Source organism: Corynebacterium tuberculostearicum, from assembly GCF_046097465.1.
GTDB classification, from domain to species: Bacteria; Actinomycetota; Actinomycetes; order Mycobacteriales; family Mycobacteriaceae; genus Corynebacterium; species Corynebacterium tuberculostearicum_I.
Map to the genome: position 1 here is coordinate 534,157 of NZ_CP175799.1, position 15,350 is coordinate 549,506.

The 15,350-nt window shown below is 62.4% G+C and carries 13 protein-coding genes and 1 pseudogene; 12 read left to right on the forward strand and 2 right to left on the reverse strand.

Annotated features, from left to right (window positions below; genetic code table 11):
• The first annotated feature begins 55 nt into the window (after positions 1–55).
• Positions 56–1,342: a type VII secretion protein EccB gene (gene eccB, locus ACKFRX_RS02605; protein ID WP_150851298.1), complete on the forward strand. Its 1,287-nt coding sequence runs from the start codon at positions 56–58 to the stop codon at positions 1,340–1,342.
• Here the strand turns inward: eccB and ACKFRX_RS02610 are convergent.
• Together ACKFRX_RS02610 and eccD are read right to left on the reverse strand one after the other, a co-directional pair.
• Positions 1,332–2,480, reverse strand: a complete 1,149-nt coding sequence (locus tag ACKFRX_RS02610; protein WP_408928060.1) for a S8 family serine peptidase — start codon at positions 2,478–2,480, stop codon at positions 1,332–1,334. The genes eccB and ACKFRX_RS02610 overlap by 11 nt on opposite strands.
• Positions 2,480–3,907 carry a type VII secretion integral membrane protein EccD gene (eccD, locus tag ACKFRX_RS02615; protein WP_408928061.1) on the reverse strand — a complete coding sequence of 476 codons (1,428 nt, stop codon included), beginning with the start codon at positions 3,905–3,907 and terminating at the stop codon, positions 2,480–2,482. Before eccD ends, ACKFRX_RS02610 begins: the two co-directional genes overlap by 1 nt.
• A 154-nt stretch (positions 3,908–4,061) precedes the next feature.
• Between eccD and eccCa the strand changes: the two genes are divergently transcribed.
• From eccCa to ACKFRX_RS02670, 11 genes and pseudogenes are all read left to right on the forward strand, one after another.
• Positions 4,062–7,781, forward strand: a complete 3,720-nt coding sequence (gene eccCa / locus ACKFRX_RS02620; protein WP_408928062.1) for a type VII secretion protein EccCa — start codon at positions 4,062–4,064, stop codon at positions 7,779–7,781.
• The gene (locus ACKFRX_RS02625) at positions 7,782–8,906 is read left to right on the forward strand and encodes a type VII secretion-associated protein (protein ID WP_408928063.1); all 1,125 of its coding nucleotides are present in this window, start codon (positions 7,782–7,784) and stop codon (positions 8,904–8,906) included.
• Positions 8,907–9,048: 142 nt separating this feature from the next.
• The gene (locus ACKFRX_RS02630; RefSeq protein ID WP_005328030.1) at positions 9,049–9,363 is read left to right on the forward strand and encodes a WXG100 family type VII secretion target; all 315 of its coding nucleotides are present in this window, start codon (positions 9,049–9,051) and stop codon (positions 9,361–9,363) included.
• Between the two features lie 69 nt (positions 9,364–9,432).
• The gene (locus ACKFRX_RS02635) at positions 9,433–9,720 is read left to right on the forward strand and encodes a WXG100 family type VII secretion target (protein ID WP_005322746.1); all 288 of its coding nucleotides are present in this window, start codon (positions 9,433–9,435) and stop codon (positions 9,718–9,720) included.
• 405 nt (positions 9,721–10,125) lie between these two features.
• Entirely contained in the window at positions 10,126–10,569 is a 444-nt protein-coding gene (gene rplM, locus ACKFRX_RS02640; RefSeq protein ID WP_034668278.1) for a 50S ribosomal protein L13, read from the forward strand.
• Complete coding sequence (gene rpsI, locus ACKFRX_RS02645) at positions 10,569–11,102, forward strand: 30S ribosomal protein S9 (RefSeq protein WP_204610198.1); 534 nt, start codon at positions 10,569–10,571, stop codon at positions 11,100–11,102. Before rplM ends, rpsI begins: the two co-directional genes overlap by 1 nt.
• A gap of 92 nt (positions 11,103–11,194) precedes the next feature.
• Positions 11,195–11,472 (forward strand): annotated as a pseudogene (locus ACKFRX_RS02650) (type II toxin-antitoxin system HicB family antitoxin).
• 48 nt (positions 11,473–11,520) lie between these two features.
• On the forward strand, positions 11,521–12,864 hold the full coding sequence (gene glmM / locus ACKFRX_RS02655; RefSeq protein ID WP_179387396.1) for a phosphoglucosamine mutase: 1,344 nt from the start codon (positions 11,521–11,523) through the stop codon (positions 12,862–12,864).
• Between the two features lie 145 nt (positions 12,865–13,009).
• Positions 13,010–13,291 (forward strand): hypothetical protein, encoded by a 282-nt coding sequence (locus tag ACKFRX_RS02660; protein WP_005322741.1) that lies wholly within the window; start codon positions 13,010–13,012, stop codon positions 13,289–13,291.
• Positions 13,288–15,087 (forward strand): hypothetical protein, encoded by a 1,800-nt coding sequence (locus tag ACKFRX_RS02665; protein WP_408928064.1) that lies wholly within the window; start codon positions 13,288–13,290, stop codon positions 15,085–15,087. The genes ACKFRX_RS02660 and ACKFRX_RS02665 overlap by 4 nt, the downstream gene beginning before the upstream one ends.
• Positions 15,087–15,347: a hypothetical protein gene (locus tag ACKFRX_RS02670; RefSeq protein ID WP_005322739.1), complete on the forward strand. Its 261-nt coding sequence runs from the start codon at positions 15,087–15,089 to the stop codon at positions 15,345–15,347. The genes ACKFRX_RS02665 and ACKFRX_RS02670 overlap by 1 nt, the downstream gene beginning before the upstream one ends.
• Positions 15,348–15,350 lie beyond the last annotated feature (3 nt).

Genomic DNA, 15,350 nt, shown 5'->3' on the forward strand with positions numbered 1-15,350 from the left:
GCCTACCTGGGATAGCCTGTGTGCTGGGTGTACACAGACTTTTCGGGGGAAAATCATGGCACGTCCGCTGCCTACTACCAAGGCCCAGGTATCGGGTCATAAATTCTTGCGCCGCCGCGTCGAGCATGGGCTCGTCTTAGGCGATATCCGCATGATTCACGATCCTTTGGCTAGGCGCCGCAAAGCGCTCCTTTTCGGCGGGGTCGGCGTCGCCTTCCTTGCGGTGGGCTCTGGCATGTTGGCCTGGCTGCAGCCGAGCCCGCAGCCGGGTGATGCGCCGATTGTGCGCTCGGAGCAGGGCCAGCTCTTTGTGGATGTCAATGACACCTACCACCCGGTTTTCAACCTGGCTTCGGCGCGCATTATCGCCGGGCAGGCGGCCGAGGCGCAGACCATTGGGGATGAGCACCTGCAAGAAGCGCTACTGGGCTCACCGGTGGGTATCTCGGATGCCCCTGGGTACCTCGCGGCGGCAGGCGAGAATCCCCAAGAGCGATGGGCAGCGTGTTTGGCCGGCAAGGATGAGGCGCCGTCTACAGATAACCCGACCAGCATTGGCGGTCACCAGGTAGCGTCGCAGGAGGTTATTGTCCTTGCCGAGCCCGAGCAGAAAAGCCTCGGTGAGGAGCGCGCCGCACTGGTGGAATCCGAGGGCACGCAGTGGCTTGTCACCCAGGAAGGCCGCGTGGCGCTGCCAGATCCCTCCAGCACCGAAGGGCGTGTCGTGCGTCGGGCGGTGGGCGTGGACGATAGTACCCACACTTGGCCCGTGCCACCCGAGCTGCTCAATGCCTTTGCGGAGCTGCCACCGCTGAACTTTCCGGCCGAACCACCCGAGGTCGTCGATACCGGCCAAGGTTTGTGGGCGCGTACGTCCGAGGGCGTAGCTGAGCTCACGCCTACGCAGGCGGAGATACTCACAGGCGTGGGTGCCAAGGAGACAACAGCCACGCCGCAGGAGATTGCTGCGCTTGCCGACGCCCCCTTAAACCTCAACCTTCCCTCCACGTCCTTCCGCTTCCTAAGCCCGGACGATGGCTGGATGTGTGCTGCTAACGAGGGCGGCGGGGTAGTGGTACCTGCCCAAGCGGGCACTGTCGCCTTGGCAGGTGAGTCGGTGGCCCATCGCTTTGGTGGGCTCAACGCTGGTGGCGTAGGCGTAGACAGCGGCCATGGCTATCACGTGGTTTCACCCACGGGCCAACGGCACGAGGTCAAGGACAAGGAGACCTTGGAAGCCCTTGGTACTGGCGTGGGCGCACAGGTGCCGTGGGAGATCCTGCGGTTGCTGCCGGAAGGCTCCGCGCTCAACCGTGAGCAGGCGCTGCAGGTTAGCTCTTAGGTCGTAGCCCGCGCCATACCGCCCACGCAGCAAGCGCCAGCGCTAATCCACCCAGCACCCAGGCGCTGCGTGTGGGGGCGCGCGAGTCGCCTTCGTCGGCGGGGCGGATGGTCATAGCCCGAGTATCGACTTCTGCGGCGGACTCCACGTGGGTGAGCACGGTGAGCGGGTCGATGAAGCCGTGGCCTGGTTCCGCGGCGTCCTCCAAACGTTTGCGGAGGGCGGCGGGGCTATCGTCGGGAAAGCGCTGCGTCAAAAGGGCAGCGGTGCCGCTGACCACCGGCGCGGCAAAAGAGGTGCCATGGAACTGCGCCGTTCCGTCCGTGCCTTCCTTACCATCGGCCCATCCACCCGCGGGGTTGAGCGCTAGCGGAATGAAACCTTGCGCAGCGAGCTGGGGGCCATCGGCCGAATTAAGAGAGTAGTCAGCGAGTTCGTGTGAATCCGCTTGGGCGCTTACTGAGAGCACCGTGGGCGAATCCGCCGGAAAGACGCGGTCACCCATCTCACAGCTGCCAGAGGACGCATTGCCGGATGCCGCGATCACCACGGCCCCGGAGTCTTCCGCATGCGCCAAAGCACGATCCAATCGGGAAGTATCGACCTGCGCGGCCACATCTGGCGGGACACAGGAGACAACGGAGATGTTGATGACGCGGGCACCGGCAGCGGCGGCGTCATCAATGGCGCGGGCCAGGGTGTCCAGCGATCCGGTGGTACTGTCCTCCGCTTCCTGGCGATAGTGCGCGCTGGTCTGGCGCACAGCGTAGATTTCTGCTCGCGGGGCGATACCGATATCGTGTCCGGCGATGACACCGGCCACGACGGTGCCGTGCAGGTCGCAATCGCGATGCGGCTCTGGGGACTCCGGCGCGACAAGGTCCGCGCCACTGCTGAGATGCCGCAGTTGGTCGTGACGGGCAACGCCAGTATCGATAACGGCTACTTTGACGCCTTCCCCGGTAGCAAAGGAATGTAAACGGGCCCGGTAGTCTAGCTGCTCCTCGCTTGGTTGGGGCGAAAGCGGTGAGGAATGCGCGGCGGCGCATTCGCGGTCCGGCTCGCGAGCAGCCGCATAGGGAGCAGCAGTCAGTCCTGCAGCGAATGCAACTACTAAAGCGGCAGGTAGCACGCGCATTATCCAAGCCCCCTGATGAGCACGAAGACACCGGCTAGGTGCGCGGCCAGCGGCAAACTAGCGGCAATGGCGAGGGATTCTATGCGTTCAAACCACGCGATGGTGGTGGGCTCGAGCCCGTCCACCTTGGGCGCCCACAGCGGGGCGCTCAGCATGGCGAGGAGAACCAGGCAGGCAACAAGGATTGGTGCCCAGGCATCGGCAATCCCGGAATTCGCCACCGCGTGGGTAGCGCACAAGCACGTAGCGAGACAGGCGGTCATCGCCAGCAGCATCAGGGCCCAGCTAGCCAACGCACGACCGTGCCGGGCGGCATGCATAACGACGGCACCCGCGGTGGTCACGCAGAGTGCTTGGACGAAGCCCGCGCCGGTGTGCTCAGCACCAAAGAGCACCGCAACGTACTCGGCGAGAGAATCGGGCGCGCCGCTCGTCGGCGCCAAGGCCGGACCACTGCCCGTCAGCGAGAGGGCGAAAAGAGCCGGAATGAGACAGAGCGCCAGCCCACAGCACATTCCCTCATAGGCGCTGCCGGCGCGCCGGGCACGGATATCGACATCCGGCTGGACGGCATCCGAAACCGCGAGGTCTTGGCCGGCCGTGGGCAGCTGCGGGACTTTGAGTCCAGCGGTGGCAACGGTCAGCGCAGGAGCTGCGGCCAACAGGATAATGCCGGCGATCACCACGCAGGCGGCAGCCGCCGTACCGTGGCTGCCCTGGAGACCCGTCCCTGGTCCGGGCAGCAGGTAGCCCAAAGCCGCGACCAACAACAGCACCGAGACGGTGAGTGCCACGGCAGTAGTGCGAACCGTGCTCAACCCGGTGACGTGGCAGGCAAGCAGCGCGATGAGGAGGGCGACGCAGGCGGTGAGTGCGGCAAAGGGGGCTTCGCCAAGCGAGGGCGAAATCACCACCCAGCCACACGCCATGCCGGCTACCAGGCTAAGGTGTACCAGCGATAAGGCCCGGGTCCACAAGGCGAGCAACAGGGCTCCAGCGGTCAACGCCGCCCACGCCGCGAGGGGAAGGGTGCTAACCCACACGAGGGCGAAGGCGGCAAGCATTCCTGCCCATGCCCAGACGGTGGGAAGGGCGGCGGTAGTATCTTCCTCAGCCGCGGCGGCGAGCGATTCCGCCGCATCCCGAATCACCGGTGCAGGCCGGCGCTCGCGCGGACTAATAACCAGGATGGAGCCTTCCGTGAGCGCAGTGGCAGCCAATGGGGCGGTGAGATCGATGGCGCGGCCGGAGGCTGTGCTCGCGCGCCAAGGCTCAGAAATGGTGGGCGCATCCACCAAGTCAGTGATTTCCGCCAAAAGCTCGCCCACGCTGGAGCTTAGCGGTAGCGCCACGTCCGCCTCCTTGTGGAAGGTGCCGGCATGAATGCGAACGGTAAGGCGCAGATGATGCGCCGTTGCAGTAGTCATGATGTCCCCCGAAAAATGTATGGATTGTGGGCGTCCCCCTTGCCCAATGCCACATATTGTGGCTTACTAGTGGCGACGTGTCCACCGCAGCGCGGGGAATCTTGGCAGGGGGCCAAGGGCGCTTGGCGCGTGGCTCGGGGGAGGTTATTTAGGCATGCTTGGGATCGGGGATACCCGCGTCATTGAGCCGTTGACCATGCCACTACGGGATGCTGCGCCGCCGCTGCCCACCGGCAGCATCGAGGCCGAGGAGGTCCCAGAGGCGGTGCGTCCACAACCGGTGCCGCTGGTGCGGCTGCTGCTGCCGGTGGTGATGATTGCGGCGATGCTCGGCATGGTCGCCCTCATGGTGTTAGGCGCTGGGGATTCCCGGCAGATTAGCCCGATGGCCTTGATGTTTCCATTGATGATGCTGGCGAGTATGGCCATGATGTTTGGGCCCAATAACAGTGGGCAGGATCCGGATGAAACCCGGCGTACCTACCTGCGCCACATCAAAGCCTTGCGGGAAAAGGCGCTGCGCAATGCGTCGGCGCAGCGTGCACATGAAAGCTATCGCCACCCGGCACCGGTGGAACTTAGCGCTCTAGTCGGCTCGCGCCGCATGTGGGAGCGTGGCCCGGATGACTCGGACGCCCTCGAGGTACGCGTGGGAACTGGACCAACGACGTTGTGCACCCCCATCAACGTGCCGGATTCCGGCGCCACTGAAGACCTGGACCCGGTGTGTGCGGTAAGCATGCGCCAGACCATTAAGGCGGTGGGCACCGTTCCCGATATGCCGGTGGTTATCCAACTGCAGGCCTTTCGCTTCTTGTCCGTGTCCGGAATGGCGTCGACTCGGAGCGAAGAGCCCGCAGATCCCTCCCGCGATATGGTGCGCGCAATGGTGCTGCAGATGGCCTTGGCGCATGGCCCGGAAACCTGCGGGATCGAGGCCATCGGTGGCCAGTGGGAGTGGCTGAAGTGGCTGCCCCATGCGCGCACACCGGAAAAGGCGCGCTTTCGCATCCTCATAGTCGATGGCGTGCTGACCACGGGCACCGAGGACTTCTTCCATGATGATTCCTACACCACCATCATTGAGGTCGGTGGGGCGCCGTCTTCGGCGCTGGGGGTACGCGCCGAGCACGAAGGACTAAGCCTCGTGGCAGGGGAGCAGCTGCAGGTGGTCACCGCGGCAGGGGTGGAAGACCTCGGTTCTCCCGACGGAATGAGTACGGCCGGCGCGACCTTGCTTGCGCGCAGTATGGCCTCCTACCGCCGCCCCGATAGCACTTCTGGCAGGCGCGGCAGTGACCTTATGGGCCTTCTGGGCTATCGCGATGTGGAAGAGCTAGCGGCCAGTGGCATGTGGCATGGCCGAGAGGGTTCGGCGCGTCTCATGGTGCCCATCGGCATCGATACGGTGGGCCAGCCCGTCACGGTAGATCTCAAGGAATCTGCCCACGGCGGTATGGGCCCGCACGGCCTGTGCATCGGTGCGACTGGCAGCGGAAAGTCGGAGCTGCTGCGCACCCTTGTCACCGCGTTGGCGGCTACCCATAGCCCGGACGAGCTTAACCTCGTGCTCGTGGATTTCAAGGGCGGCGCGACATTCTTAGGATGCGACCGCCTGCCGCATACCTCCGCGGTGATTACCAACCTGGAGGAGGAATCTACGCTGGTAGAGCGCATGTATGATGCCATCTCCGGCGAGATGAACCGCCGCCAAGAACTGCTGCGTACCGCCGGAAACTTTGCCAATGTCGGCGAGTACAACGCCTCTGCCACCGCGGTGCGTGAGCACGGGCCTCTGCCGGCCTTGGTCATTGTGGTCGATGAGTTCTCGGAGCTTTTGGGCCAGCACCCGGATTTCGCGGAACTTTTTGTCGCCGTCGGCCGCTTGGGGCGCAGTCTCCACGTGCACCTGCTTTTGGCCTCCCAAAGACTCGAAGAAGGCCGCTTGCGGGGGCTCGATTCCCACTTGTCCTACCGAATCGGCCTGAAAACCTTCTCCTCAGCGGAATCCCGCCAGGTATTGGGCGTGACCGATGCCTACCACCTGCCCGGCCAGCCCGGCGCGGGCTACCTCAAATCCGATGCCGAGGCCTTGACCCGCTTCCAAGCTTCCTACGTGTCCGGGCCCCTGCCGCGCCGGGCGCTTGCCGACGCCTCCCCGGACCACCCCGCAGCCTCCCACGGCCGCGTGCAGCTCTTTCATGGCTGGTCCCAGGAAGAGGACAATACTAGCGCTGCGGTGGTTCTCGATGACTCCACCACTGTGCTTACCGAGGTCGTGCGCGCCGCGGCGGAAGAGGCCCACCTGCGCGATCAATCGGCGCACCGCATCTGGCTGCCGCCGCTACCGCCGGTCATTGAGCTATCCGCGTTGCCGGGGCTTTCCGGTGCAGATGACGCGGGTGCAGTCTCGCCCGCAGTGGACCAAGGGTCGCTGCGCGCGCCCATCGGCATTATCGATAGGCCGTACTACCAACGCCAGGACGAGCTGATTATTGATTTCACCCAGCACGGCGGACACATGGCCCTGTGTGGCGGTCCACAGTCCGGTAAATCGAGTGCGCTGCGCACGATCGTCTCTGCGCTAGCTCTACGGCATGATCCGCAGGCGGCACGCTTCTACGTCATCGATCTTGGCGGCGGTCAGCTAGCATCCCTGGAGCGACTGCCCCACGTGGCCGGAGTTGCCGGGCGCGAGGAGGGCGAAAAGGTACGGCGCATCGTCGACGAAGTAGCTGGCTTTATCCGCCGCCCAGAACGGTGCGCAACCTTCCTTGTCATTGATGGCTGGCACCACATCGGTACCTCGAATGCGGAGTTTGAAGACATAGCGGAGAAGGTTACCGAGATCGTCGCCGATGGCGCCTCCGCCCACGTGCACGTCATCATTGCCACTTCGCGGTGGACCACGATGCGCCCCGCTATCCGCGATCTCATTGCCAACCGCCTCGAGCTGCGCCTAGGCGAGGCCTTGGATTCGCTCATCGACCGCAAACTACAGCAAAAGCTTCCCTGCGCGCCGGGCCGCGGGCTCACCTTGACGGGTGAGAATATGCTCTTAGCTCGCACCTCTAACCAGGACATCGCTCACATCTGCCGCGTTCATGCGGAGGCTCAGCCGGTTCCTCAGCTCAAGATGCTGCCCGCCGTGCTTACCCCGGCCGCACTCGCAGCTCAAGGGGATGTTCCCGCCGGTGAGATCGCCTGGGGCATCGGCGGGCGCGACCTCGATACGCTGACCTGGAATCCATCGCGCGAGCCGCACCTAGTGGCCATAGGCGCGCAGGGTTGTGGCAAGTCCACCTTCCTGGCGCAGATCATGCGCGGCATTAGCGCCTTTGCGAGGGAAGACGCCCGGCTCGTGGTCATCGACCAGCGCCGAGCCCACCTAGGAACCTTGGACCAGAACATGGTTGCTGCCTACGCCGCGACGCAGTCGAGTGCGCAAGAGACCATTGTCGATACAGTCCGGACCCTGGAATCTCGCCTGCCTGGCCCGGACATTACCCCGGCGCAGCTCGCCGCACGAGATTGGTGGCAGGGCCCAGATATTTACCTAGTCATCGATGATGCGGACCTGCTGAGCGATATTGCCCTCTCGCCACTGCTGGAATTGCTCCCACATGCCCGCGACATTGGCTTGCACCTTGTTATCGCTCGCAAATCCGGCGGCATCGGCCGTGCCCTCTTTGGCCAATTCTTTTCCGCGGTGCGCGATCTGCAGCCGGCGCTGCTGCTTTTCGACGCCGACCGCGACGAAGGAACCATCTTCGGCCTCAAGCCCTGCCACCAACCACCCGGGCGCGGTCAGTGGAGCATCCGCGGTGAAAACCTCGGCGTCGCCCAAGCGGTGTACCTAGAAGGAGAAAAGTAAATGACCACCAATCTCAGCGCGCATACGCCAACCGACACCCCTATCCCTACTGGTGGGGAGACCACCGCCGGCCCCATTACCGTCACCATCCTGGATGCGGCCACAATCTTTGAAGGGCCCGAAACGGTCTATCGCTATGACCTGCCGGGAACCGGCATTGTGGAAGGCTGGGCCTTAGGCCAAGTCATGGATCAGATATCCAAGATGGCGGGACCGTCTTGGCCCGACGTGGAAGCCTGCGTGGTGGCAGACTCTTCCGGCACGGACATTGCGCAGGAAGCCACCGCTATCATCTGCCGGCAATTGGAAGTCACAGGCGTGCGCCTCCTCGACCCAGAACCAACCGTCTCCCCGCTAGCGGCCCCGGACCCACTCGGTCCGCCTCCTCACCCGGTTCCTGAAGTCACGGATTCGGCACCTCCCACTACGGTGATGGAGGCGCCTGCCTACGACGAGCCGGTAACGCCACGCTGGACCGACCGCCTGCGCGGTTGGCTCGGAGCCATCGATATCTTTCATGTCGCAATTGCCGTGGTCATCATCGCCGTAGCCGGAGCTTCCTGGTGGGCTATCGGTGCCCAAGCTTCAGACGATGACGACGCCGCTCCGGATGCATCGCACCCGCAACCCCGCGCTGCCGAGCCAAGCCGCGAGGGCGCAACGGAGTCCGCGCCGGCCTCGCCACCACCGGGTACTACTGGTGCGCCGGAATCCGGCAGTGACGAATTAAGCCCCGGTGAAAAGCGCCTAGACGTGGAGGGAATGTCAGTAGTCGTGCCCAGTGGGTTCCACACCAAGGTCGAAGATGGCCTGGTCACCGCCACCGGCGAAGACCCGAATCTACGCATCCTGCTGGCGGCGGATGAGATGTTTAACGTGCCAGCGGATGCCTTGTTTAAAGAAATTCACGCGCAGGTAGACGAAGACCCGGCGCTTCGCGATGCCACCGATGAGGCCGGGCGCCTGACTTACACCGAAGACCCCGGGGACGGCTCCTTGGTGGAATGGACCACCTGGGAAGACCGTGGGCACCAGATGTCCGTGGGATGCCATACCCGGCATAACTCCAACGCCGTTCAAAAGGCTGCCTGCCGCATGGCCACGGAAAGCCTGGTCAAAAAATAGTCTCAAAAACTTTGCCTCAGCCAGGAACCGTTTGGCGGAAAGCTCAGTCCAATAAAGGTGAGAAAGCACAGATGCGAAGCACAGCTGCTTTTTCGGGGGAAATACACACAATCTCATCCGCCCTAAGGAGGGGCGCACTCTTATGTCTCAGACTTTCAAGACACAAGCCGATGTCATGGTTGCCACCGCCGGCAAAGTCGATAACACCAATGATGAAGTCCAAGGCGAGCTCACCCGCCTGCAGGGCGTCGTCGACTCCGTCCGTGGCAGCTGGGTTGGCCAGGCCCAGGTCTCTTTTGATGACCTGATGCAGCGCTACAACACCTCTGCGCAGCAGCTGCGTGAGGCCTTGGCCTCTATCTCTGACAATATCCGCAGCAACGCCCACAACTTCGACAACGTGGAAGCAGAAAACACCCAGGCCTTCTCCAACGTGGGCGGCGGCCTCGCCCTCTAAACCGCACCGCACAGTTCACTACTCCGCAGCCCAAAAGCTATAGATTCACAGAAGGGAATCAACCACCACATGTCCGAGATCAAGTACGAATTCGGTGCCATTTCTTCCGCCGCAGCCGACATCAACGCCACCTCTGGTCGCATCAACAGCACCTTGGCAGACCTGAAGGCGCGCCTACAGCCGATGGTGAGCACCTGGGAGGGCGAGTCCGCCGTGGCTTATAACCAAGCGCAGGCCAAGTGGGATAAGGCGTCCCAAGAACTCAACACCGTGCTCGCCACCATCTCCAAGACCGTTTCGCAAGGCAACGATGCAATGAGCGACGTCAACCGTCGCGCCGCCGCAAGCTGGGGTTAAATCCACACCCTGTTTGCACGGTCCCACGCTGTCCCCGTCGGGGCTGCGGTGCCACTAACCACACCCGCGTGGCAGGAGGCGGACGCAGCCGCAGCCTTGGCCAAGAAACCAGCGTGAGTACTCCTTTTCTAGTTCTTTTCTCTTGCTATCTCTTCCACTCTTTGAAGTCGTACCTTTCTAGTCCGTACCCACGAGCCGGCACCTCCCGTTTGAGCCGCGGAAGGTGCCGGTTTCGGTGTTTTGGTCTTTGGGCAGGTGAGCAAGTAGGGTAGGAGACCTATGTGTTCGCTCGTCGGCAAGCAGCTGGCGAAGCGCTCCCTGCAGGTCTCCACCGGCCGCTGTACGGGAGTGAATGGATGCTTAGCGCTGGCCGGCAGTTCCGAGACAGACTTTCAAGGAGTCAAATTGTCTACTTTCCACCCAAAGAGCGGTGACATCACCCGCAAGTGGTACGTCATCGACGCTACTGATGTGGTGCTGGGCAAGCTCGCTTCCACCGTTGCAGACCTGCTGCGCGGCAAGCACAAGCCACAGTTCGCACCGAACGTTGACGCTGGTGACCACGTCATCATCATCAACGCTGACAAGATCCACGTTTCTTCCACCAAGCGCGGCCGCGAGATGCGCTACCGCCACTCCGGTTACCCGGGCGGCCTGAAGTCCATGACCCTGGGTCAGTCTTTGGACGCCAACCCGGTTCGCGTTATCGAAGAATCCGTTGCCGGCATGATGCCGCACAACAAGCTCTCCCGCGCTTCCATCAAGAAGCTGCACGTCTTCGCAGGCGAAGAGCACCCGTACGCCGGCCAGAAGCCGGAAACCTTCGAGTTTAAGCAGGTGGCACAGTAATGTCTGAGCAGAACATCGACAACAACGTAGCCGACGCTGCTGACATTGCTGCAGCAAGCGCCGCTACCGAAGAGTTCACCAACACCATCGGTGATTCCATCGCACCGGCCGAGACCGAAGAGGTCGAGGCTGCCGCTCCGGTACACGAGGGCCCGATCCAGACCGTCGGTCGCCGTAAGCGCGCCGTCGCCCGTGTTCGCCTCGTTGCTGGCTCCGGCCAGATCGTGGTTAACGGCCGCGAGTTCGGCGAGTACTTCCCGAACAAGCTGCACCAGCAGGATATCCTCACTCCGCTGACCCTGCTGGAGCGCGAGAACCAGTTCGACCTCAAGGTCACCGTTAACGGCGGCGGCCCAACCGGTCAGGCTGGCGCCCTGCGTCTGGCTATCGCTCGTGCACTGAACATCTACAACCCGGCTGACCGCACCGCCCTCAAGAAGGCTGGTCTGCTCACCCGAGATGCTCGTGCAGTTGAGCGTAAGAAGGCTGGTCTGCACAAGGCACGTCGCGCACCGCAGTACTCCAAGCGTTAATCTCGCTTCTACTGCGCGCGCAAGCGCAACGCAAAGCCGCTGCTTCCTTTGGGAGGCGGCGGCTTTCGTCGTTTTGAGCTTCGGCAGAGAATATTGAGTTTGTGGCGACGGTTGCCGAGTTTCCTTCACTATCGTGGCTGGATTCTGACCGTAGCTGTGCAGAGCAGGAACTGCTGAAGTTGGTTGCGGAAGTAGTAGAAGATATGCAGGTTTCAGGGGAAGTCATCCCGCAACCGTTGGGGCTCGGTCATATTCGGGAAAATTCAACGTTCGAACCTCTCCGTCGCTGCATCGCAAGCTAGTGATGGAAGCAAGGACGGAAGGAATTTCACTCAACGCATTGATAAACCAGAAGCTTGCCTCCGCCTAGACCGCCCCAACATGCAATCGATGGGCACAGGAGTGCATAATTGATTGCATGACTCGACTTTTTGGAACCGATGGCGTTCGCGGCCTCGCGAACAAGAAGCTGACCCCAATTCTGGCCTTGCAACTAGGCCAGGCCGCTGCAGAGGTATTTACCGCCAAGCGCGAATCCTATGAGCGCCAGCCGCTGGCCATTATTGGCCGCGACCCGCGTGTTTCTGGCGAGATGCTGGATGCAGCGATTGCGTCCGGGCTGGCTTCCCGCGGCGTGGACGTGGTGCGCGTGGGCGTGCTGCCGACGCCGGCGATTGCCTACCTGACGGATGACTATGGTGCGGATTTGGGCGTGATGATTTCCGCCTCCCACAACCCGATGCCAGACAACGGCATCAAGTTCTTCTCCGCAGGTGGTAAGAAGCTACCAGACGAGGTAGAAGATCAGATTCAGGCCACCATGGAAAACCTCACCGAGGATGGCCCGACCGGCACCAAGTTGGGCCGCATCATCTCGGAGGCTCCGGACGGACGCGAGCGCTACCTCAACCACTTGAAGGAAGTGGTCTCCACCGACCTGGGCGGCATCAAGGTGGTCGTAGACACCGCCAATGGTGCGGCCTCCAAGGTTGCTCCGATCGCTTACGAGGCGGCTGGTGCAGAGGTTATTGCTATCCACAACAAGCCGAATGCCTTCAATATTAATGAGGACTGCGGTTCGACACACATTGAAAAGGCACAGGCGGCCGTCGTCGAGCATGGCGCCGATCTGGGCCTGGCCCATGATGGCGACGCCGACCGTTGCCTGGCTGTGGATGCCGAGGGCAATGTTGTGGACGGTGACCAGATTATGGCCCTGCTGGCCGTAGGCATGAAGGAGGATAATGACCTGCGCTACAACACTCTGGTAGCAACCGTCATGTCTAACCTGGGCCTGAAGCTAGCCATGCAGGAGCAAGGCATTGAGGTGCGCCACACCGCAGTAGGCGACCGATACGTGCTGGAAGAGCTTAACCGCGGCGATTTCTCCTTGGGCGGCGAGCAGTCTGGTCACGTCGTGTTGCCAGATGATTGCACGACTGGTGACGGCACGCTTACTGGCCTGTCCATCATGGCGCGCATGGCTAAGTCCGGGAAGTCCCTAAAGGAATTGGCATCGGTAATGACCGTGCTGCCACAGGTGCTCATTAACGTGCCGGTTTCTGATAAGGGCGTCATCATGGACGCCCCCGAGGTACAAGAAGCCATTGCCCAGGCCGAGGAAGAACTCGGCGAAACCGGCCGTGTTCTGTTGCGCCCCTCCGGCACTGAGGAGGTTTTCCGCGTCATGGTGGAGGCCGCCGATAAGGAGCAGGCCCGCAAGGTCGCCGGCAGGCTTTCCGCCATCGTTTCCTCGGTCTAGCGCAACCGCCGGGTGCGGAAGAATTTTGGCATCCTAGGGAACCATTTGGTGCAATCCCCAGTCCAATGAAGGTGAGAACTTTTACCGCATATGGATTTGGGGGAATACACCAGTGTCTGAGGTTTTTCTTCGCCCCTTGGAGGCGATGTCCGCACTACGGCAGGTCGTAGCCGATAACGACGAACAACGCGATGCTCACCGGGCTGAGGTGCCGGATTTTCCGGTGGCCGCGGCTGGACGCAACTTTGGCGGCCACGGTGAGCGCATTCGTGATGTCTTGGCGCGCATCCATGAGCGCGGCGGGCAGAGGTTGGATAATTTATCCGCCACCGCCCACGCCGCCCATGAACAGGTGCGCGCCATTGCTGATTTTGATGAGTCCTTCGGCAGCTCCTTTGCACGCGGCGGGGAGGCGGACAGCAAGTGAGTACGCTGACAAAATCCCTGTTGGGGGACTATTCCAACGCGATTTCCCAATTCCAGTTCGCATGCTTGGGAAGCTACTCGGGCCCCAGCATGCCGATGAACCTACTGGGGGAGCTAGTCGGTGCGGTGGACGGCATCGCGCCCGAAAACCTGGTGAAAAACACCGTTGCGGCCGTAGGCGGTAACCGCCCGAAGGGAGGCGGTGCTGGACTAGCGGGCTATTTGCAGCAAGATGATTCCGAGGTTGCTCAAGGCGCCATGCGCGAGCACCTGTGCGGCGTGCAGGAAGACTTCGACATTGACCGCCAGGATGCCGCCCATCTCACCAGTTCGGCGGAGCAGTGCTCGGGCGCTATTGCCGACGTCGTCGATGTTTCCGACACCGCCCTTACCGAGCTCATCTCTGCGGTCATCCCACTGCTGAATATCTTGTCCATGGTGGCTACCAAGCACCCGCTGGCCAGGTTTATCATCCCGATTCTTTCCACCATCGGCGGGCGCGTTATCGAAGAGACGAATCACAATATCGCTAGCACCTGCCGTGACCGCGATGATGCGATTGAGTCCTGCTATAACGAGTTTGAATCGCGCTGCGAATGCGTCTGTGAGCGCCCAATGCCGGAAGAATGCCCGACGCCAGCTAAACCTACAGATGACGCCTGCCCCGCACCGGTAGAACAATGCCCGGAGACTCCTACTCCCACTAAGCCGATGCCGAAGGAAGAGTGCCCGCCCCCGCCCTCGCAGCCCACCGAGCCGGCCCAGGTGGAGTGCCCACCAGAGCCCAAGCCCATGCCGGAGCCTGACTCAAAGCGAGAATCGAGCCAGACGACTTCCGCGCCGCCACAGCCGACGCCTCCTTCGCCACCACCTGTTCCGCCAAAGGAATGCCCCGAGCCCGAGCCGGAGCAATCATCCAAGACGGAAGTGCACACGGAGACCACTGCAGAACACGGCGCGGGCTGCCACTGCAATCAGTGCACCGAGCAACCATTTACCGAGCGTCCATCACAGTCCCAGCGCGACGTAGAGATCACCAGGCCGGCGCAGGCGGAGATCATTCCGCCGCAGGAGCCGCCAGAACAGCCACAGCAAGTAGAAGAACTGTGCCCGGAACCTGAATCTCAGCCAGAGCCGAAACCTAAACCAGACATGGATACGGAACCCGCTTCTGGATCGGGCGCAGGCGAGGAAACGCTCTGCCCGGAAAATACCGCGGGAAATACCGAAGAATGTGTGGAAACGACCCAAACCAGCTCAGAAGGCTGTGGAATTGAATCCTCCTGCAGTGGCAGTCTCGGCCTGGTAGGGGCCGGAATCGCTTTAGTAGGCGTGGGCCTCATTGTGGAAGGCGCCGCGCAGTGCCTGGAGAACATGTCCGACGCGGATTGCCCGGTGCAAGAGCCTGAACCGGACCCCGTCCCTGAACCTGAGCCAGAACCAGAACCTGATCCCTGCCCGGAACCTGAGCCCGAACCCGAGCCGGAGCCGGAGCCATGCCCCGAACCCGAGCCAGCTAGTGATGATGGCGTTATGGCGCCGCCTCCTGAGCTGTCTCAGGTAGAGGAGCCAACGCCGCCACCAGAAAAGGTGGCACACCTCCAGGCGGCCGGTCCAGCAGAGGCACCGTCACCAGCCCCTGCTCCGGCTCCTGAACCAGCACCGGCACCGGAGCCGGCCCCGGCACCGCAGCCGGCTCCAGAAGAAGCGCCAGCACCGGCACCAGCGCCGCAGCAGGAGGCGGCACCGGCGCCAGAAGAACCAACCATTAAGGCACGAAAGGCAGGTCAGTGGTAATGAATAACGACTTCGCAGAATTTGCGCAGGGCTTTCGGGAAAGGACGGCTAAACGCCTGCTGGAATTTGAAAAAACGCTGGCGAAAGCGCAAGACGAGCTAGAAAAGTCTGCGGATAAAGCCATGCAAGAGGCGCGAAGGGAGAAGGGGCAGGTGGGGCGTCGGCAAGCGGCGGCGGTGCCAAGGCCACGATATGGCGCTGCCCCGGCGCGCTCAAGGAACGCGTCGGGGCAGGTGCAATCTGTGCTGCGGCGGGGCTAATAC